Genomic DNA, 19,911 nt, shown 5'->3' on the forward strand with positions numbered 1-19,911 from the left:
CATGCCGATCGCCTTGTGGCATGCTCCGCATGCCGATCGCCTTGTGGCATGCTCCGCATGCCGATCGCCTTGTGGCATGCTCCGCATGCCGATCGCCTTGTGGCATGCTCCGCATGCCGATCGTGAAACGGGACCGCGGATGCACCTTCCCGGGAAATGGGGGTACCGCCCGCACGGAGCGAAGCGGCGGGGCGGGTTGTGACCGGCCCGCACCATGGCGCGAGGCCCACCACAGCATCCGGTGGTGAGTGGGCGGACACAGTGACCTCGCCAACGAGTCCCTGTTATGTAGTCGCCATCATGGCATCGTGCACTCCAAAGGGCTACCCCCTGGATCAGCGACACCGACGTGACTTAGGACCTGGTACCCGGACGGATGCCCACCCAGCCTCTACCTCCGAACGACCCGTTGACCCACGGACCCGGCGCACCACCCGAGCAGGCGCAAAGCGCCTGAACCTCCAGGGGAGAAGTCCGCCCGCAACCCGGCCATCGAGTCACGACCCGTTGCGTGTCATGGGATGTCGATCCGGTCCTCAGCTAGCACCTCGGATCTGGCGGCGCCATTGCACAGCGCTTCAGCTCAGCAGATCCTCGCGGCCGAACATGCTGGCGGTCGCACGGCCCGTGGGACTACCGGCCTCCAGGTCCGCACCCGCCGCGACAAGTGCACGCACCACGTCGTCCTCGCCCTTGAAGATCGCACCGGCAACCGGGGTCTGACCGCGGTCATTCGGGCGGTTCACCTCTGCGCCCCGTTCGATCAGACCGCACACGGTGTCGGTATGCCCGTGGTAGGCCGCGAGCATCAGCAGCGTGTTGCCCCGGGAGTCCGCGAGGTCGACTGGAACGCCGCGATCGGCATACGCACAGATGCGGGCAGTGTCACCGTCTCGGGCAAAGTCCAGGCACGCCTGGGCAACCTTGATCAGCTGTGCGTCGTGTGCGGAAGGCTCGTCGGTCATGGGGCTCCTTGTCGAGTAGCAGGGCCGTCCCACGGAGTGCCGGCACCGCGGATCTCCTCGAAGGCCAACCAGGTGCGCGTGCCCTTGACACCGGGGATCGCCTGGATGCGCTCCAGCACCAGCGTGCGCAGCGTCTGATTGTCCGGCGCATGCGCCTGCACCAGCACGTCGAAGTCGGAACCGAGCAGCGCGATGTTGTCGATGTAGTCCAACTGCGCCAGGGCGGCCGACACGTCGCGCCAGGTGTTCTGCTCGATGGTGATGGCGATGTATGCCGTCGTCGTCAGCCCCGCACGCTCCGGCACCACCCGCGCGGCGAACCCCGCGATCACCCCATCTCGGGTCAACCGGTCGATCCGCGCATACGCATTGGCCCGCGACAGGTGCAACCGCTCCGACAGGGCTCGCACGGACAGCCGCGCATCCCTCACCAGCTCGCCCAGGATGCGCCGGTCGACCGCGTCCAGTGGCCCGGCAACCTGTCCAGCGGGAACGGCATCTGACGAGGTGGAGTGAGACGACTGGCCGGTCATGAGCTCAGTATGACACCAACCGTCTCGCATACCTGCGCCAGATTGAGCCAACTGGCCTCTCCATCCGACAATGTTGTGATGCAGACCACAGCCGTGACTCCGGACCTTGCAGCCCACCTGCTGCCCTCCCCCAACCCGGTGCAACTGCTCGATCCGACCGGCACGGAGGTACCGCAAGAAGGCACCCGCCGGCCCTACCTCATGCCGCCCCCCGAGCGGCTCCGCGAGGTATGGCGCGCGATGGTGATCGGTCGCCGGTTCGACATCCAGGCCACTGCGCTCACCAAGCAGGGCCGCCTCGCGGTCTACCCAAGCTCACGCGGCCAGGAGGCGTGCCAGGTCGGGGCCACGCTTTCGGTGACGGGCAATGACTGGGTCTTCCCGACCTACCGCGAGTCGATGGCGCTGGTCACCCGCGGCATCGACCCGGTCGAGGTCCTCTCCCTGCTGCGCGGCGACCAGCACTGCGGCTACGACCCGAAGGCGCACAAGACCGCCCCGCAGTGCACGCCGCTGTCGACCCAGCTGATCCACGCCGCCGGAGCCGCCTACGGCGAGAAGCGCCGCGGCACCGACAACGTCGCGCTGGCCTTCATCGGCGACGGGGCCACCAGTGAGGGCGACTTCCACGAGGCCCTCAACTTCGCCGCAGTCTTCGAGGCACCGGCGATCTTCTTCGTGCAGAACAACAAGTACGCGATCAGCGTGCCGCTCTCGAAGCAGACGAAGGCACCGGCCCTGGCCTACAAAGGGATCGGGTATGGCGTGGCGAGCGAGCAGGTCGACGGCAACGACCCGGCCGCCGTGCTGGCCGTGATGGACGTGGCCCTCGAGCACTGCCGCGCGGGCCACGGACCGTTCCTCATCGAGGCGCACACCTACCGGCTCGACGCCCATACGAATGCGGACGATGCCTCTCGTTACCGCTCGTCCGACGAGGTGACGGCGTGGCTGGAGCGTGACCCGATCGCGCGGGTAGAGACCTGGCTGAAGGCCCACGGTGCGCTGAACGACGACCTGGTCTCGGCCACCCACGCCGAAGCCGAGACCCTCGCCAGCGACCTGCGCGACCGGATGAACGTCGACCCGCAGGCCGATCCGATGTCGTTGTTCGACAACGTCTTCGAGCAGCGCACCCCGCAACTCGAAGACGCCCGCCGCATGGTCGCAGCGGAGCTCGCTGCTGACGCCGAGATGGAGGATCAGTCATGAGTGTCACCATGAGCAAGGCCCTCAACCAGGCACTGCGCGACAGCATCCGAGCCGACGACGACGTGCTGGTCTTCGGCGAGGACGTCGGCACGCTGGGCGGGGTCTTCCGCATCACCGACGGCCTGACACAGGAGTTCGGTGAGCAGCGGTGCTTCGACACCCCACTCGCCGAGGCCGGCATCGTCGGGTTCGCGCTCGGCATGTGCCTGACCGGGTACAAGCCGGTCGTCGAGATGCAGTTCGACGCCTTCGCCTACCCGGCCTTCGAGCAGATCACCTCGCACGTCGCCAAGATGCGCAACCGCACCGGTGGCAAAGTCAATCTGCCCATGGTTATTCGCATCCCGTATGCCGGGGGCATTGGTGGTGTCGAGCACCACTGCGACTCGTCCGAGGGCTACTACGCGCACACTGCGGGCCTCAAGGTCGTCACGCCGTCCAACTCCGCAGATGCCTACAGTCTGCTGCGGGAGGCTATCGCCGACCCGGATCCGGTGATCTTCATGGAGCCCAAGGCGCTCTACTGGTCGAAGCAGGAGGTCGAGTTGCCCTGCAAGCAGGAGCCGTTCGGCAAGGCTGCCATCCGACGACCGGGTAAGGACGCCACGCTGGTGACCTACGGACCCTCGGTGCCCACCGCGCTCAAGGCCGCCGAAGCGGCGACCGAGGAGGGCTGGGACGTCGAGGTCGTCGACCTGCGCACGATCAGCCCGTTCGACGACGAAACGGTGGTCGAGTCCGTCCGCCGCACCGGACGCTGTGTCGTCGTGTCCGAGGCGCAGGGTTTCGCCGGCGTCTCGGGCGAGGTGGCCGCGCGTGTCACCGAACGCTGCTTCCACTCCCTCTCGGCACCCGTGCTGCGGGTCAGTGGCCTCGAAACTCCCTATCCCGCACCGATGCTGGAGCGCACCTACCTACCCGGGGTGGACCGCATCCTCGACGCGATCGCACGCCTGCAGTGGGACGACACCCCCGACCTGACGTTCGCCCCGAGTCACGGAGGCGCAGCATGAGCACCGCAGTGAAGGGCGAGCAGGTCTTCAAGCTGCCCGACCTCGGTGAGGGTCTGACCGAGGCCGAGATCACCGAGTGGCTCGTCGCCGACGGTGAGCACGTCGTCATCGACCAGCACGTCGTCGTCGTCGAGACCGCCAAGGCCAGCGTCGAGGTGCCCTGCCCGTATGCCGGGACGGTCGTGACGCGGCACGGCAAGGAGGGCGACGTGGTCGAGGTCGGTTCACCGCTGATCACGATCGGAGGCGAGCGCACCGGATCCGCAGCGGACTCACCGGAACCGGCTGCGGGAGGCACAGCAGATACATATCCCGGCGAAGGCTCCGGTGCTGTGCTCATCGGCTACGGCACGGGACGCGCCGGCGAAGGCGCTCGTCGCCGCAGGGTCCGCCCCACCGCATCCCTCAAGGAGCACCCGACCACGAACGGATCGGCTACCGGCGGCGACGCTGCGCCGCGCTCGGGAGGCACCCCCGGCCGACCGGTATACGCCCCGAGGGTGATCTCACCGATCGTGCGGCAGCTTGCACGGGAGCGCGGCGTCGACCTGCATGCAGTCACGGCAGGCGACGACGGCGTGATCCGTCGCGCACACATCGAGGCGGCCGCTGCGGCGCCCACGATCTCCGCGGCGCCTGCCGAGAGCGAGGAGCGGATCCCGATGACCGGCGTGCGCCGCATGGTCGCCGAAAAGCTCAGCACCTCACGCCGCGAGATCCCCGACGCGACCACCTGGGTCGACGTGGATGCCACCGGGCTGATGGCGGCTCGCGAGGCTCTGCGCGACGCTGCGCACGACGTGAGCCTGCTCGGGCTGCTGGCGCGCATCTGTGTCGCGGGCCTGCAGCGATTCCCCGAGCTCAACTCCTCGGTCGACACCACGCACAACGAGATCGTGCGGCATCGCGACATCAACCTCGGCTTTGCCGCACAGTCACCGCGTGGTCTGGTGGTGCCGGTGGTGCGGGATGGGGGCCGGATGCCGACCCGCGAGCTCTCGAGCGCGCTGCGTGAGCTGACCGCACGGGCACGCGAGGACGCCCTGTCTCCGGCGCAGCTGACCGGCGGCACGTTCACGCTCAACAACTACGGCGTATTCGGAGTCGATGGATCCACCCCGATCATCAACCACCCCGAGGCCGCGATGCTCGGCGTCGGCCGCATCATCGACAAGCCGTGGGTCGTCGACGGCGGGTTGGCGGTGCGCAAGGTCACCCAACTGTCCTTCACGTTCGACCACCGCGTCTGTGACGGCGGCGTGGCAGGTGGCTTCCTACGCTTCGTCGCCGACTGCGTCGAGCAGCCCGTGCGAATGCTGGGCAACCTCTGATGCAGCAGCCGTGCACCCCCGCGCGGCGTGACCCGTGTCGAGTGGTTATAGACACCCGCCCCGACCATCGGCAGACCCTGCATCTGTGACCACTCGCGGCGCTTGCTCGCGCACTGAACCCCATGGACTGAACTGCTCCTGGCCGAACACCGCCCGCGCATGCTGCGCGATCTGTGCAAGTCCCTGTTTTTAACGAGGCGTGCCAGATAAATTAGGACACGAAACACGCCGACAACGAGGAGCACCACCATGAGCATCGCAGACCGCAACGCGCAGACCATCTGGGACGGACCGCTCGCCTCCGGCCACGGATCGGTGACCTCCGGCAGCGGTGCCCTCGGCACGCTCGACGTGACCTGGGCGGCCCGGACCGAGGCGCCGGGTGGCAAGACCAGCCCGGAGGAACTGCTCGCGGCCGCGCATTCCTCCTGCTTCGCCATGGCGCTCGGGGCGACCCTGGCCGAGCACAAGAAGGAGGCACAGCGCCTGGCCGTCTCGGCCACCGTCACCCTCGACGAGGTGGACGGCAAGCCGACGATCACGACGTCGCACATCGTGGCCAAGGCGCAGATCGGTGGACTGACCAGCGAGGAGTTCGCACCGATCGCCGAGCAGGCGGCGGCCCTCTGCCCGGTCTCGCGGCTGTTCGCGGGCGCCAAGATCACCGTCGACGCATCGCTCGAGACCAGCTGAATGTCAGCTGATCCGAATAGCGCAGCCGACGCAACCGAGCTGCTCACCACCTCCTGACACCCCCGGCAGGGGAGAGCAGGGGACGGGGCTGTTCGATTGTTCGTCGTTCTCGCCATCCGGGCCGGTCTTCTCTGGTACGACGGGTGGTAACGCACCGCCGCGACGTCCAGGCATACCCGATCGGAGACTCATGAGCGTTCCACCGCTAGCGGGAGCCGGCATTACGCCGATTCCCCCGCTCGACGATCCTCGCTACACCGCTGATGACGTAGTCCGCCGCGAGGACGGACTGCTGCACTACACCGGGCTCCCGCAGTCGCTGGTGCAGATGTTGCGCGACCGCGCCACCGGTGACAGCGCCGAGGACGAGGCAGTCGTCGAGCTGGGCGGCGAGCGGGTGACCTACGCCCAGCTGTGGGACCGGGCAACCCGAGTCGCCGGAGGTATGCGGGACCAGGGCATCCGTCCCGGCGACCGGGTCGCGATCCTGAGCGCCGCTGGCGTCGACTGGGTGCTCGCGTTCCTCGGGGCGATCGCCGCGGGAGCCATCGCCGTGCCGGTGAACACCCGCTTCGCGCCACCCGAGGTGGAATACGTGCTGGCCGACTGCGGCGCGGCCTATGTCCAACGAGCGGGTCAGTCACTGCCCGAAGGCGATCCGTTCTGCGTCGAGCCGGCGTCGAGCGACGTTGCCGCGATCTTCTACACCTCGGGCACCACCGGCCGGCCGAAGGGCGCGCTGACCACCCACGAGGCGTTCCTCAGCAACTGCGAGAGCTCGACGCGCGATCGGACCGTGCTCGGGCCCGACCTCCGCACGCTCATCTCCGTGCCGCTCTTCCACGTGACCGGCTGCAACAGCCAGCTGCTCACGGCGCTGTACTGCGGCGGCTGCAGTGTCATCATGCCGCAGCTCGACATTGCCCTGCTGATCAAAACAATTGAGACTGAGCAGATCTCGGTCCTGGTCACCGTTCCTGCCATCTACGCGATGATGCTGAACCATCCGAGCTTTCCCGACGCAGACGTCTCCAGTGTCCAGGGCTGCGGCTACGGTGGCGCGCCGATCTCGCCAGATCTGGTCCACCGCATCAAGGCGGCCTTTTCCCAGTCCACAGTCACCAACGGGTTCGGCATGACCGAGACGGCCTCACTGCTGACCGCCCTGCCGGACGAGTATGCCGCCGAGCACGCCGACTCCGTCGGCTTCCAGGTGCCGGTGATCGACCTGGCGCTCTACCTGATGGATCCGGCCACCGGGGTGGGAGAACTGCTGGTGCGCGGGCCCAACATCACCACCGGATACTGGAACAAGCCGGAGCGGACCAGAGACGCGTTCGTCGATGGCTGGCTGCGCACCGGTGACGTTGCTCGGGTGTCGAGTGAAGGTCTGGTCTACATCGTCGACCGAGCCAAGGATGTCATCAACCGTGGTGGCGAGAACGTCTACAGCGTCGAGGTGGAGAACGCCCTCGCCGGTGCCCCCGGAGTCTTCGAGGCCGCCGTTGTCGCCGTGCCGAACGAACGACTGGGCGAAGCGGTCGGGGCGGTGATCGTGTCCCCGCCGGGCCAGTCCGCCGATCCCGCCGCGATCACGGCCTACCTCGACGGCAGGATCGCGGACTTCAAGATCCCGCAGTACATCATCGTGAGCAGCGACCCGCTGCCTCGCAATCCCGGCGGCAAGATCCTCAAGGGACCCCTGCGCACACTGACGGACTGGGGCGAGCGCCTACGCTGAACCCGCCTCGGTGTCAGCCCCGGGAAACCTTGGTGTCGCCGAGCGGGATTGCCTCGCGATAGGGCTGCTCCTCCCGACGAATCAGGTCCGGGTTGACCTGCCGCGCGCGCACCAGCCCGACAGTCACATATTGAAGTGCCAGCGCCGACCCGAGCAACGACGCCCAGCACTGAGGCAGGTCCGCACCGGGGAGAACCACCGACCCGGCGCTGACGGTGGACTGCTCGATCGCGCCGCTCAACCGCTCACTCACAATTGCGCCGGCCCGCAGCCCAATTCGCTGGGAGGCCCGCAGCAGGTTGCCGGCCGTGCGCACGCAGCTGTCATCGCCCGGCCCGCTGGTGGCGAACACCACCAGAGCAGAGTCATCGTCGTGTCCCGCCAGATAGCCATGCAACACGTCCTCGACACCGAGCGCACAGGTAGGAAGGCGGGCGCCCTCCGAGATCTTGAGGGAGAGTTCCCTTGCGCTCACCGCATCATGCAGACTTCCGGCGGCGATCACCTGCCGAACGCCGTGCAGTGCTGCGCCCATCCTGGTTGCGGCAGAGGCTATTTCATCGAGCGACTTCAGATACGCAGCCACCCCGGCAACCGGGAAGGACTCACCGCGATAGGAGGACGCAATGCACATCGCCCCGAGCATCGGCGACAGGTAGCCCACCGTGTGACAATACGATGCGTCCTGGATCGGAGTGCACAGCACCGTCTGAGCTGCTCGCGCCGCCGGCGTGCCAGGGCTCGCAGTGATCACCGCAGTGCGAGCTCCCGATGCGTCCGCTGCCCGCAGTGCGGCAACGGTCGATTTGGACATCCCGCCATGCGAGATCGCCAGGCACAGACCGCCACGGCGCGGCAGCGCGGACTGTTCCGACGCATCTCGGAACTCGACTATCCCTGCCGTGTCGGTCGATTCACTGATGGCGTCATTCAGTATCTGGGCGGTAGCACGCGCTGCATGCCCCGCAGTTCCCATACCCGTGACGACCACGGGCACTCCTCGCTCCACCGCGTCCCGGAGCGCTTCCGCCACCTGCGGCGCCGCCTGCTCGACCTCGGCGAGTCGGCCAGGCAGGGTGGTCTGCGCAGCGATCATCTCCTCCATCACCCACGGTGGCTGCGCGCGCAGCTCGGGATAGGCTCCCGCGACGTACCATTCGCCGTGCTCGGTCGATGACATCTGTGTGGCCCCTTTCAGACACCCATCCGTCGCGGGGCACCGCGGCGCTTCTCTGACCATGGTAGATCTCGCCCCTCAGCGGTAGGATTCCGCTGGAGGCGACAACCATGGCTTTTCCCAGGCATGCGAATCACTCCGGCGCGGCGCAGAACCCCGCTGGACTGGCAACGGGCACACTGTCCATTCCGGAACTGGTCGCGAACAATATCGCCGAGGTCGCGCCGGCGATCGCCTCGGTCTTCGTCTTCGCGGCCATCGTCGGGGCCGCCGGTGTCGGCACCCCCTTCGTCATCCTGATCGCGACGATTGGCTTTGCCTGCCACGTCAACTCGACCGCCGAGTTCTCCCGCGTATCCCCGAGCGCCGGTTTCTACGCGACCTACTGCGCACGGGCGTTCGGTCCGCGTACCGGCGCGACGATAGCCGGTGGATACCTACTGGCGATGTTCGTCTTCTACACCGCGGTGTTCTTTCAGATCGGGGTGTGGGTCAACACGGTTGTGCAGCGCTCGTTCAGTTTCGACCTGCCCTGGTGGGTCGCCGCGCTCGTGCTCGAGGCCATCGTCATGGCGCTCCTGCTGCGGGGCGTGAAGATCTCCGTGCTGGCCGCGGTCTCCTTGTTCGCGATCGAGGCAACGCTGCTCTTCGTCTGCGCCATCGCGATGCTGGTCACGTCGTGGGGCCACATCAACGGCGCCGGCTTCAACCCGGCAAATATCAAGAACGGAGCGTCCGGCTTCGGCCTGGGATTCGTGCTTGCCATCTTCCTCTTCCTCGGGGCGAGCGGTTCGTCGCCACTGGCCGAAGAGGCCCGCAATCCCCGCCGGGCGCTGCCCCGCGCAATCTGGGCGGCCACCGGTGCGGCATTCTTCATCTACCTGTTCATGGCCTGGGCGATGGTGGTCGGTCTGCACGGAAGTCCCAGTAGGCTCGCCGGCGCGGAGTTCCCGTTCCTCGGCGCGACCATTGCCGCCGCGAGTCCGTTGCAGTACCTGCTCTACTTCGCGGCGTTCACCAGCGCGGTAGGCGTGCTCTTCGGGACCGGCAACGCCGGCTCCCGAGTGCTGTTCAACAGCGCCCGTGACGGGCTCTTTCCCGAGCTGATGACCAGGGTGCTGCCGGTTCGCCGCACCCCATGGGCGGCGATCAGCATCCCTATCGTCCTGGCCATGATCGCGACCCTGATCGTCGGCGGCCTCGTCGGTGCAGGCAACGCCTTCAACTACACCGCCACGCTTGCTACCGACCTGTTCATGGTGGTCTTCATCGTCACCAACATCGCCACGATCCCCTACTTCTGGCGCCAGCATCGCGACGAGTTCAGCTGGATCCGCCACTTCGCCGTGCCGATCCTGGGCGTGATCGCGTTCGGCTATCCGCTCTATGAATCCGTGCTACCCAGTCAGGCGCCGCCCTACAACTGGTTCGGCATCGCCGTCATCGCGGCATACGCGATCGCGTTCTTTTGGGCGCTGGCGCGCGGCCATCAGATCGGCGACATGGGCACCCGGCTTGCCGATGACGCCCCCGTCCCGGTGGCCGCCCGATAGGAGCCATGTGGGGCCGAGGTCAGCGAGCAGCCGAATGGTCGCTTCGGACAGCGACCTGCCTGCCACCTGCGAGGTCCGTAGCACCTGGACCGCGCCCACCAGCCCCAGGAGCAGGAATACCACCGATCCGAACAGGGCAACCCGAGTGCCGTCGGCGAACTGTCCGCTGAGCTCGGCAACCAGGGCATCGTGTCCACCCCCTGCACGCAGGACCTGCAGGGTGCTGCCGGCCGACTGGTCGTAGGGCGTGCCGGTGGCCAGGTAGATGCCCAGGCCGACCGACAAGAGCGCGCCGGAGAGCGCCGAGCCCATCGCCGACCCCACCTGACGCACGGTGCTCTGGGTCGCCGATCCCTGGCCCGACTGCTCGACCGGGACGTCCGCCCGGACCATCGAGGTCAGCTGCGCCAGCGGCCGCCTCCCCTTTCGCGGAACTCATCGGGCCCGGCCAACGGCGGCCGGACTGCCGTGGTGACTTAGCCATCATGAGCATCCAGTGGTCGCAGATGCACGGCCTGACCATCGATAGACCGGGCATCTGTGACCACTCATGGTGAGTGGCACGACTTCGCGCCCAGGAGCGTCGCCGCGTACCATCTGCGAGAGCAGAAAGAAGTGGAGACCATCAATGAACCACCCCGCTCGCCGCGCTGCGACCTGTCTGACGGCCGCGGCCGTGCTTGCCCTCGGCGTCTCCGGGTGCTCCTCCTCGGTCCAGAAGAACGACATCGAGAAGGCAATCAAGAGCAAGCTCGGCTCCACGTTGTCCGGGCACAAGATCGGCGCCGTGAAGTGTGCCGGCGACCTGAAGGCCAAGAAGGGTGCGAGCACCAGCTGCACGACCACGATCGACGGCACCAAGCGGACCTTCAGTGCCGTGGTCACCAAGGTCGACGGCTCGAAGGTGCTCTACACCATCAAGGCGTCGGTCGGCTGAACGGCGCCTTGAGGATCAGCATCTGCAGCTGACCGCTTCCGTCTCCCGCAGTCTCCGCGAACGTGAGGATCTTGGACGCCGGTGGGGCGTCGGTCAAAGACCAGGCGGCGCCCGGCCCCGACCGCTCCCGCAGGCTCACGACGACCGCGCCGTTCGGCGCGTGTGCCACCCGCCGGAACTCGTCGTACTCGGGATATGGCCACACCACGTCGTAATAGACGTGCCTTCCGCGCGCGATGAGCGCGGACTCCAACGCCGGTCCGACGCTCGCCCAGGACTGGACACCGGACCACTTCACGACCACCGGCCGGCCCTGCAAGCCGGGCCTGTCGAGCGCCGTGACCATGCTCGGCACCATCGACCGCGCCTGCGCGACCGGCCCGCGGCCGTCGGGGTCGTCCCCGGAGGGTGCGGTATGCCAGATGGTGACGCCCGCGAACAGCGCTGCCACCACCGCGGGTGGCACGACCCACCAGCACAGGGACAGTCGCCGCCGCAGTCCCTGCAGCCCGCGGCTCAGGGCCTGTGGGCTGAGTGTCCGCACCGTCGCGCACACCCACCACCACGTGGTGCCGAGCAGCAGCATCGGGGCTGCCCACATCAGGCTCAGATAGAGCATCCGCAGACCGTCATCGATGTGCGAGCCCATCCAGATCACCGGGACGCAAGTCAGGACGCACACCGCATACAGCTGGAGGATCGGCGAGCCCGTGCGGTCCTCGTTGTGCCGATGCCGGACGCGGCACGCGATCAGCTGAACCACGGCCGCCACGGCCACCAACACCGTCACGGCACCGACGAGCAGCCCGGCAACCGTCACCTGCCCACCCACCGGTGTCACGAGGGTCAGGAAGTGCAGCCACGAAACCCCAGACCGACGCTCTTGGGCGACGGGGTGGTCGCCATCCGAAGCAGCTCCGTGGCGTTCGACGGACTGTCCTTGACCAGATCGACCAGCACCGGGAACCAGCAGACAAGCACCAGGGCGCTCGTGACCCACCCGTGCCGACGCCACCTCGGGGCCTCGCTCTGCCGCCGGAACCCCGGCAGCGGCCAGAACGCGCCACGACGTCGGCGCCACCGCACCAGGCCGGTCAGCAGCAGGGCGACCGTCAGCAGCCCGACCACAGGAGCAAACTCGATGTGGACCTGGGCGACGTAGCTCGCACAGACCGCATACCAGGGCAGGGCGGACAACTGCCCGAGGAACAGCCGCCAGCCGAGCATCTGCACCGCCACCAGGCCGATGATCGGCGGCCACATGTTCAGGGGCAGCACCAACTCCTCACCGAACTGGAGCTCCAGGACCGCGATGACACCCGTCGCAACCAGGAGCCCCGGCAGCGCGGCGGCACGGTGGGCGGAGTGCAGGGCCAGGGCGACGAAGGCCAAGGTGGTGGCCAGACAGCCGAGCAGGATCCCGAACGGGTGATAGGCCGTGAGCAGATAGGGCAACGCCAGCACGTAGAACTGCAGCGGCCCGGGGTGGTGGGCGTAGACACCCGGTGCCGTGAGAGAGCTGGTCGACCGCATGCCGAGCAACGGCGGGTGCGTGCTGAACACGTCGTGCGAGCCGATCGCGATCAGCGCCTGGTCGCCCTGGGGGATCCAGCCTCTGGCGATCAGGCTCGCCGTCCACCAGAACAGCGGCAGCACGAGCATCACCGTGACGATCCACGCCACGCTCGCGCGCACCGACCGGCCGGCCATGCTGCTCGGTAGCCTGATGCGGCTCTCAGAGCGCACGCCGACATCAGTCATAGTCGGATCAGTGTGCCAGTCGCAACCCCGCCAGATCGAACCGCTGCGCGATCGGCATGCCGGCGCGGTAGGCCAGGTGCCGGTAGGACGGCGCGGACAAGACCGCCAGATGCTGGACGGACGTGCCAGGGCGAATGCCGCCGATGTCCTCGCGACGCAAGGAGCGTGCCGACCCGGCGGTTGCGGCATACACTGCCTCCTCCGGCGACATCCCCATCTCGCGGACCGCGAGCGCCACCATCAGCGGCATCGAGCTGGAGTAGCAGGTACCGGGGTTGCAGTCGCTGGCCAGCGCGACGTCGACGCCGGCGTCGACCAGCCGGCGGGCGTCGGGGTAGGGCGAGCGGGTCGAGAACTCCACGCCCGGCAGCAGCGTCGCCACAGTGTCCGAACCGGCGAGGGCATCCACGTCCGCATCCGACAGGTAGGTGCAGTGGTCGACGCTCGCCGCGCCCAGCTCGACGGCCAGCTGCACACCGGGACCGTGCCCGAGCTGGTTGCCGTGCAGCCGCAGCAGCAGATCACGCTCCCGGCCGGCTGTCAGGATCTGCCGGGCCTCGTCCTTGGTGAATGCGAACTCGCTGTGCGGCTCGCAGAACACGTCGATCCAGCGTGCATGAGGAGCGCAGGCCTCAAGCATCGCACCGCTGCACAGGTCGACGTATGCCGCGCGGTCGCCCCGGTGCTCAGGCGGAACCACGTGCGCGCCCAGATAGGTCGTGTCTGCGGTGAACTCTCTGGCGATCCGCAGCGCACGCACCTCCTCGCCGATGCTCAGGCCGTAGCCGCTCTTGATCTCTATGGTGGTCGTACCCAGCGCGGCCATCTCCTGCACCCGGGCGGCCACCAGTGCCCGCAGCTCGTCGTCGGAGGCCGCGCGCGTCGCCTCGCGGGTCACGGCGATCCCGCCTCCGTCGTACGGGGTGCCGGTCATGCGGGCCGCGAACTCGGCGCTGCGGTCGCCGGCGAACACCAGATGCGAGTGGCTGTCGACGAATCCGGGCAGCACCGCACGGCCTGCGAGGTCGAGGTGGTCGTCGGCATCCGGGGCGTCGTGCGCCGATCCGATCCAGTTCACCCGGTCGTCGTCGAGCACGATGGCCGCATCTTCGACGATACCGAGCAGCCCCCGTTCGCGGGCCGGGTCGTTGGTTACGAGCTCGGCGATGCCGGTGACAAGTGTTGCACTCATGTGGCGTCCTCCCAAAGTGGTGCGATGGCCCGCGCGAGCAGCGCCCCGACATCACCGAGGCGGTGCCGGCCGTCCTGCACGACCACCTCACCGTCGCGGATGACCGTGTCGACGTCGGCGCCCGACGCGGCATACAGGATCTGCTCGGGTGCGGCACCTGCCGTGCGGGGAGAGTCGCTCCGGACGGTCACGAGGTCCGCTCGTGCGCCGACCTCCAGCGCACCGGCGTCCGACCAGCCGATGGACCGGTGGTCGGTGGCGGCCGTGAGCAGCGCGTCGTGGTCCAGCCGGCCACGGGTCAGGGTACTCAGTCGCTCGTGCATCTCGAGCGCTCGGGCCTCCTCGATCAGGTCGATCACCGCATGCTGGTCGGAGCCGAGGCTCAGCGGGCTGCCGGCGTCGAGCAGCGCCCGCGCCGGCCCGATTCCGTCGGCCAGGTCCCGTTCCGTGGTCGGGCAGAAGCAGCAGGTGGTGCGCGTGCCGCCGAGCAGCGCGATGTCGTCGTCGGTCAGGTGGGTCGCGTGCACTGCGGTGGTGTGCGCGCCGAGCGCGCCGACGTCGCGCAGCAGCTGGGTCGGGGTGCATCCGTAGTGCTGCCGGCAAGCCTGGTTCTCGGCCGGTTGCTCCGACAGGTGGAGATGCAGCGGCCCGCCCTCGGCCGCCGTCACGACCGTCCGCATCTGGTCCCGGGGCACGGCGCGCACCGAGTGGATGGCCGCGCCGATCGCGGTGTTCGCGTCCGGCTTCAGATCGTGCCAGCGACGGGCCCACCCATCGGCGTCGCCGTCGGAGAACCGCCGCTGCTCGTCCGCTATCTCGAGGTGACCGGCCTCATCGAGCCCGCCTGAGACGTAACAGGTGTCGAGCAGCGTGAGCCGCACGCCGGCTTCCGCCGCGGCCTGTCGCAGCGCTTCGCCCATGACGTTCGCGTCGGCGTAGGCCGTGCCGTCCACCTGGTGGTGCAGGTAGTGGAACTCCCCCACCGCGGTGATCCCGGCCAGTGCCATCTCCGCGTAGGTGGCCCGGGCGAGCGCGAGGTAACGGTCCGGGTCCAGCCGGCTCGCCACGGCATACATCCCCTTGCGCCAGGTCCAGAACGTGCCGCCCTCGTGGTGTGTGCGCCCGCGCAGCGCCCGGTGAAAAGCGTGGCTGTGGCAGTTGGCCAGCCCGGGAAGTGCGATCCCCGAAAGACGCTGCGCCGCTCCCGGATTCGTGTGGGTGTCGATCCGGGTGAAGCGACCGTCCATCACCTCCAAGGTCACGCCAGGGGCCACCCCACCACGCAGCGTTGCGTGCTGCGCCCAGTAGGTCGTCACGACAGCAGGCCTTCCACGACGTCGGTGAGAGCAGAGACGCCGCGATGGCAGTCATCCTGCTCAGCGAACTCCGCCGGGGAGTGCGACACACCGGTCGGGTTGCGCACGAAGAGCATGGCCGTGGGGATGCCGACATTCGACAGGATCCCCGCATCGTGACCGGCGCCGGTGCCGAGCAGCGGCACTTCGGCGCCGAGGATACCGCGCAGGCGACCGATCAGTCCCTCGTCGAACGGCGTTGTGCCCGTCCACGACTCCTCTGTCACCGTGCCGCCATGCTGTGCCGTCTCGTCGGAGAGCGCCGAGACGGTGGCGCGAACGTCCTCCTCGACAGGCCCGCGAGCGTCGAGCCACGCCGTGGCATGTGAGGCAATCGCGTTGACACCACCGGGTTCCAGCCGCAACTTGCCCACCGTCGCGACCGTCCGGTGTCGCATGGCCTCCGCCCGTGCCGCGAGCACGAGCTCGGCCGCGAGCAGGGTGGCGTCCGACCGATCCACCAGCCGCGTCGTGCCCGCGTGGTTGGCCACGCCGGGCAGATCGAGCCGCCAGCGCCCGTGCGGCCAGATGTCGGTGCCGATCGCGACGGCCGAGGTGTCCGGGTCCAGGTCCGCCATGGCGCGACCCTGCTCGACGTGCAGTTCGACATAACATCCGATGCGCCGCAGCGTCTCGTCGTCCCTGCCCAAGTCTTCTGCCGAGCGACCGGCGGCGGCCAACGCCTCGGCCATCGTCAATCCCTCGCTGTCGACCAGCCCGCGTGCCCGATCCGCGTCGAGAGCTCCGGTGATCACGCGCGACCCGGCGCAGGCGACCCCGAAACGGGCACCTTCCTCGTCGACGAAGTTGACGACGGCGAGCGGCCGGGACGGTGTGATCCCCTTCTCTCGCAGCGCGTCGACCACGGCGAACGCCGAGAGCACCCCCAGCGGACCGTCATAGGCGCCACCGTCGGGCACCGAGTCCAGGTGTGACCCGATGACCAGGCCCTGTCCGGGCACCGCATCCGGATCACCCCACCACGCCCACTGGTTGCCCATGCGGTCGGTGGTCAGGTCCAGGCCACGGCACGTGCACTCACCCGCGAACCACTCGCGCAGCGTGTGGTCATCGCGGGTCCAGGCGAACCGGCGATAACCGCCGGACGGCGCCTTGCCGACTGGCACGAGCTCGTCCCACATCCGGTCGAACTCGCGGGTGACGAGCGCCGAGGGAAGAGGCATCCGCCTCACTCCTCGCGCATCGGGACGCGCACGCCGCGCTCGTCGGCGACCTCGTCGGCGCGGTCATATCCGGCGTCGACATGCCGAATGACTCCCATACCCGGGTCGTTGCTGAGCACCCGGGCAAGTTTCTGGGCGGCCAGGTCCGTGCCGTCGGCGAGCGAGACCTGCCCGGCGTGGATGGACCGGCCGATCCCGACGCCGCCACCGTGGTGGATCGAGACCCAGCTGGCGCCACTGGAGGTGTTGACGAGCGCGTTCAGCAGCGGCCAGTCGGCGATGGCATCGGATCCGTCTGCCATTGCCTCGGTCTCGCGGTAGGGCGAGGCGACCGAGCCGCAGTCCAGGTGATCCCGACCGATGACGATCGGTGCGGAGACCTCACCGCTTCTGACCAGGTCGTTGATCGCGAGCCCGGCCTTGTCACGCTCTCCGTAGCCCAGCCAGCAGATGCGGGCGGGCAGCCCCTGGAACGCGATCTTCTCGCGGGCACCGCGCATCCACTTCTGCAGCCGGTCGTTGTCCGGGAAGAGGTCCATCACGGCCTTGTCGGTCGCGTAGATGTCCTTGGGGTCACCCGACAGTGCGGCCCATCGGAACGGGCCCTTGCCCTCGCAGAAGAGCGGTCGGATGTAGGCAGGGACGAACCCCGGGAACTCGAACGCTCTCTCATACCCGCCGTGGCGGGCCTCGTCGCGGATGGAGTTGCCGTAGTCGAAGACCTCCGCGCCGCCGTCCTGGAACTCGACCATGGCCTGCACGTGCTTGGCCATCGACTCGCGCGCGCGGTCGGTGAACTCCTCGGGCTTGCGCTCGGAGTAGTCGTGCCAGTCGCCCAGGTCGATGCCCTCGGGCAAATAGGACAGCGGGTCGTGAGCGCTGGTCTGGTCGGTGACGATGTCGATCGGCACACCGCGACGCAGCAGCTCGGGGAAGACCTGCGCCGCGTTGCCGACGACGCCCACGGACCAGGCACGCTTGTCATTCTTGGCCTGCACGGCCTTGTCGATGGCCTCGTCGAGCGAGTCGGCGACCTCGTCGAGATAGCGGTTGTCGACCCGACGCTGCAGACGATCGCGATCGACGTCCACGATCAGGCAGGCACCGTCGTTCAAGGTTACGGCCAAGGGCTGGGCCCCGCCCATACCGCCACAGCCGGCCGTCAGCGTGAGAGTGCCGGCGAGGGTGCCACCGAAGCGCTTCTCCGCGATCGCGGCGAAGGTCTCGTAGGTGCCCTGGACGATGCCCTGGGTGCCGATATAGATCCAGGAACCGGCGGTCATCTGGCCATACATGGTCAGGCCCAGGTGCTCCAGGCGGCGGAATTCGGGCCAGTTGGCCCAGTCCGGCACAAGGTTGGAGTTGGCGATGAGCACTCGTGGCGCCCACTCATGGGTCTGCATGACGCCGACGGGGCGACCGGACTGCACCAGCATCGTCTCGTCGCCCTTGAGGGTGCGCAGGGTCCGCACCATGGCGTCGAAGGACTTCCAGTCGCGCGCAGCGCGACCGGTGCCGCCGTAGACGACCAGATCGTCGGGACGCTCGGCCACCTCCGGGTCGAGGTTGTTCATCAGCATCCGCATGGGTGCCTCGGTGGCCCAGGAGCGAGCAGTCAGCTCGGTGCCACGCGGTGCACGGACGGGGCGAGCGCCTTCCATGTCAATCTCCTTCAGCAGGTTCGGAATTCGGTGAGTTTCAGTTGAGTGGTCCGGTGACCCTTTCGACGGCGGCCAGGGCCTCGCCGGTGGCGACGAGCTGGACCGCCGACTCGATCTCGGGTGCCAGGTGCCGGTCGGTGCCGGGACCCGCGGTGGTCTTGCGGAGCTCAGCGACCACGGCCGCGGTCGCCGGTGCCGGGGCGAGCGGCGCACGCAGGTCCAGTCCGCGTGCAGCAGTGAGTAGCTCGATGCCGAGCACGCGGGTCAGCCCGTCGATGGAGCGGCGCAGCTTGCGGGCGGCCGACCAGCCCATGGACACGTGGTCCTCCTGCATCGCGCTGGACGGGATCGAGTCCACGCTGGCCGGGCTCGCCAGCCGCTTCAGCTCTGAGACGATCGCCGCCTGCGTGTACTGCGCGATCATGTGACCGGAGTCGACTCCCGGGTCGTCCGCGAGGAACGGGTTCAGTCCCGCGTTGCGAGCCTTGTCCAAGAAGCGATCGGTGCGCCGCTCGCTGATGCTCGCCACGTCGGCGGTGACGATCGCCAGGAAGTCCAGCACGTAGGCGATCGGCGCCCCGTGGAAGTTTCCATTGGACTCAACTCGGCCGCCGCGGGTGACGACGGGGTTGTCGATCGCCGAGGCGAGCTCGATGGTCGCGACGGATGCGGCGTGCGCGACAGTGTCACGGGCACCGCCGGCGACCTGCGGTGAGCAGCGCAGCGAGTAGGCGTCCTGCACCCGGGTGCAGGCCTGCGGGTCGCGGTGGCTTTCCCGGATCGGACTGCCCGCCATGATCTTCCGGATGTTCTCTGCGCTGGCTGCCTGGCCGGGGTGCGGGCGGATCGCCTGCAGGTCGGCTGCGAAGACATCGTCGGTGCCGAGCAGGCCCTCGACGCTCATCGCGGCCGTGATGTCGGCGGTGGTCAGCAGCCGGCGCAGGTCGGTGATCGCGAGTACGAGCTGACCCAGCATTCCGTCGGTGCCGTTGATGAGGGCAAGACCCTCCTTCTCGCGGAGCTCGACCGGCGTGATCCCGTGTGCCGTCAGCGCATCCGCGGTGACGTGCAGCTCGCCGTCGCGGTCGCGCACCTTGCCCTCGCCCATGACCGCGAGAGCGCAGTGTGCCAGCGGCGCAAGGTCGCCGGAGCAGCCCAGAGAGCCGTACTCGTGAACAATCGGCGTCAGGCCGGCGTTCAACAGCTCGGCATACGCCTGCGCGGTGTCGAGTCGCACGCCCGTGTGCCCGGTGGCGAGAGTGGACAGCCGCAGCAGCATCGTGGCGCGCACGACCTCCCGCTCGACCTCGGGGCCGGAGCCGGCCGCGTGCGAGCGGACCAGGCTGCGCTGCAGCTGCGCGCGCAGCTCCAGCGGGATGTGCCTGGTCGCCAGGGCACCGAACCCGGTCGAGACGCCGTAGTGCGGGATGGTGTCGTCGGCCAGCGCCTCGATGACCTCTCGGCTGCGGCGGATGCCGTCCGCGGCCTCGTCGCCGATGGTGACCGTCGCGTCGTGCCGCGCGACCGCGACGACGTCCGCGAAGCTGAGGGGCCCTACGCCCACGATGACTGATGTGCTCATGTGTTCCATTGCACTCCCTCC

17 protein-coding genes are annotated in these 19,911 nt (G+C 68.4%); 7 read left to right on the top strand and 10 right to left on the bottom strand.

Going from position 1 to position 19,911, the window contains the following annotated elements:
• Positions 1-578 precede the first annotated feature (578 nt).
• Both FGL98_RS18150 and FGL98_RS18155 read right to left on the bottom strand, forming a co-directional pair.
• On the bottom strand, positions 579-965 hold the full coding sequence (locus tag FGL98_RS18150) for an ankyrin repeat domain-containing protein (RefSeq protein ID WP_146319092.1): 387 nt from the start codon (positions 963-965) through the stop codon (positions 579-581).
• On the bottom strand, positions 962-1,498 hold the full coding sequence (locus FGL98_RS18155; RefSeq protein WP_146319094.1) for an Lrp/AsnC family transcriptional regulator: 537 nt from the start codon (positions 1,496-1,498) through the stop codon (positions 962-964). The genes FGL98_RS18150 and FGL98_RS18155 overlap by 4 nt, the downstream gene beginning before the upstream one ends.
• Before the next feature lie 78 nt (positions 1,499-1,576).
• On the opposite strand from FGL98_RS18155, the gene FGL98_RS18160 reads away from it, so the two are divergent.
• From FGL98_RS18160 to FGL98_RS18180, 5 genes are all read left to right on the top strand, one after another.
• Entirely contained in the window at positions 1,577-2,710 is a 1,134-nt protein-coding gene (locus tag FGL98_RS18160; RefSeq protein ID WP_246136629.1) for a thiamine pyrophosphate-dependent dehydrogenase E1 component subunit alpha, read from the top strand.
• Entirely contained in the window at positions 2,707-3,723 is a 1,017-nt protein-coding gene (locus tag FGL98_RS18165; RefSeq protein WP_146319098.1) for an alpha-ketoacid dehydrogenase subunit beta, read from the top strand. Before FGL98_RS18160 ends, FGL98_RS18165 begins: the two co-directional genes overlap by 4 nt.
• On the top strand, positions 3,720-5,054 hold the full coding sequence (locus FGL98_RS18170; RefSeq protein WP_146319100.1) for a dihydrolipoamide acetyltransferase family protein: 1,335 nt from the start codon (positions 3,720-3,722) through the stop codon (positions 5,052-5,054). The genes FGL98_RS18165 and FGL98_RS18170 overlap by 4 nt, the downstream gene beginning before the upstream one ends.
• Positions 5,055-5,303: 249 nt before the next feature.
• Entirely contained in the window at positions 5,304-5,747 is a 444-nt protein-coding gene (locus FGL98_RS18175; RefSeq protein WP_146319101.1) for an OsmC family peroxiredoxin, read from the top strand.
• A 190-nt stretch (positions 5,748-5,937) separates the two neighbouring features.
• Entirely contained in the window at positions 5,938-7,488 is a 1,551-nt protein-coding gene (locus FGL98_RS18180) for a class I adenylate-forming enzyme family protein (protein WP_146319103.1), read from the top strand.
• A 13-nt stretch (positions 7,489-7,501) separates the two neighbouring features.
• Here FGL98_RS18180 and FGL98_RS18185 read toward each other — a convergent pair whose 3' ends face one another.
• Entirely contained in the window at positions 7,502-8,668 is a 1,167-nt protein-coding gene (locus FGL98_RS18185) for an SIS domain-containing protein (protein ID WP_186526243.1), read from the bottom strand.
• Between the two features lie 107 nt (positions 8,669-8,775).
• Between FGL98_RS18185 and FGL98_RS18190 the strand changes: the two genes are divergently transcribed.
• Positions 8,776-10,218, top strand: coding sequence for an APC family permease (locus FGL98_RS18190; protein ID WP_146319107.1), 1,443 nt, complete (start codon positions 8,776-8,778; stop codon positions 10,216-10,218).
• A gap of 628 nt (positions 10,219-10,846) precedes the next feature.
• Positions 10,847-11,155 (top strand): DUF4333 domain-containing protein, encoded by a 309-nt coding sequence (locus FGL98_RS18195; protein WP_186526244.1) that lies wholly within the window; start codon positions 10,847-10,849, stop codon positions 11,153-11,155.
• Here the strand turns inward: FGL98_RS18195 and FGL98_RS18200 are convergent.
• The 7 genes from FGL98_RS18200 to hutH are packed head-to-tail and all read right to left on the bottom strand — an operon-like array spanning position 11,136 to position 19,899.
• Positions 11,136-11,996, bottom strand: coding sequence for a hypothetical protein (locus FGL98_RS18200; protein WP_222432247.1), 861 nt, complete (start codon positions 11,994-11,996; stop codon positions 11,136-11,138). The genes FGL98_RS18195 and FGL98_RS18200 overlap by 20 nt on opposite strands.
• A gap of 5 nt (positions 11,997-12,001) precedes the next feature.
• Positions 12,002-12,916 (bottom strand): hypothetical protein, encoded by a 915-nt coding sequence (locus FGL98_RS18205; RefSeq protein WP_146319113.1) that lies wholly within the window; start codon positions 12,914-12,916, stop codon positions 12,002-12,004.
• Between the two features lie 7 nt (positions 12,917-12,923).
• The gene (gene hutI, locus FGL98_RS18210; protein WP_146319115.1) at positions 12,924-14,108 is read right to left on the bottom strand and encodes an imidazolonepropionase; all 1,185 of its coding nucleotides are present in this window, start codon (positions 14,106-14,108) and stop codon (positions 12,924-12,926) included.
• A complete protein-coding gene (locus FGL98_RS18215; RefSeq protein ID WP_146319117.1) occupies positions 14,105-15,424 on the bottom strand; it encodes a formimidoylglutamate deiminase in 1,320 nt (439 codons plus the stop codon). The genes hutI and FGL98_RS18215 overlap by 4 nt, the downstream gene beginning before the upstream one ends.
• Complete coding sequence (locus tag FGL98_RS18220; protein WP_246136630.1) at positions 15,421-16,647, bottom strand: allantoate amidohydrolase; 1,227 nt, start codon at positions 16,645-16,647, stop codon at positions 15,421-15,423. Before FGL98_RS18220 ends, FGL98_RS18215 begins: the two co-directional genes overlap by 4 nt.
• Positions 16,648-16,652: 5 nt before the next feature.
• Positions 16,653-18,308: a urocanate hydratase gene (hutU, locus tag FGL98_RS18225; protein WP_146319119.1), complete on the bottom strand. Its 1,656-nt coding sequence runs from the start codon at positions 18,306-18,308 to the stop codon at positions 16,653-16,655.
• 37 nt (positions 18,309-18,345) lie between these two features.
• Positions 18,346-19,899 (bottom strand): histidine ammonia-lyase, encoded by a 1,554-nt coding sequence (gene hutH / locus FGL98_RS18230; protein ID WP_146319121.1) that lies wholly within the window; start codon positions 19,897-19,899, stop codon positions 18,346-18,348.
• Positions 19,900-19,911 lie beyond the last annotated feature (12 nt).

Source organism: Leekyejoonella antrihumi, from assembly GCF_007845645.1.
GTDB classification, from domain to species: Bacteria; Actinomycetota; Actinomycetes; order Actinomycetales; family Dermatophilaceae; genus Leekyejoonella; species Leekyejoonella antrihumi.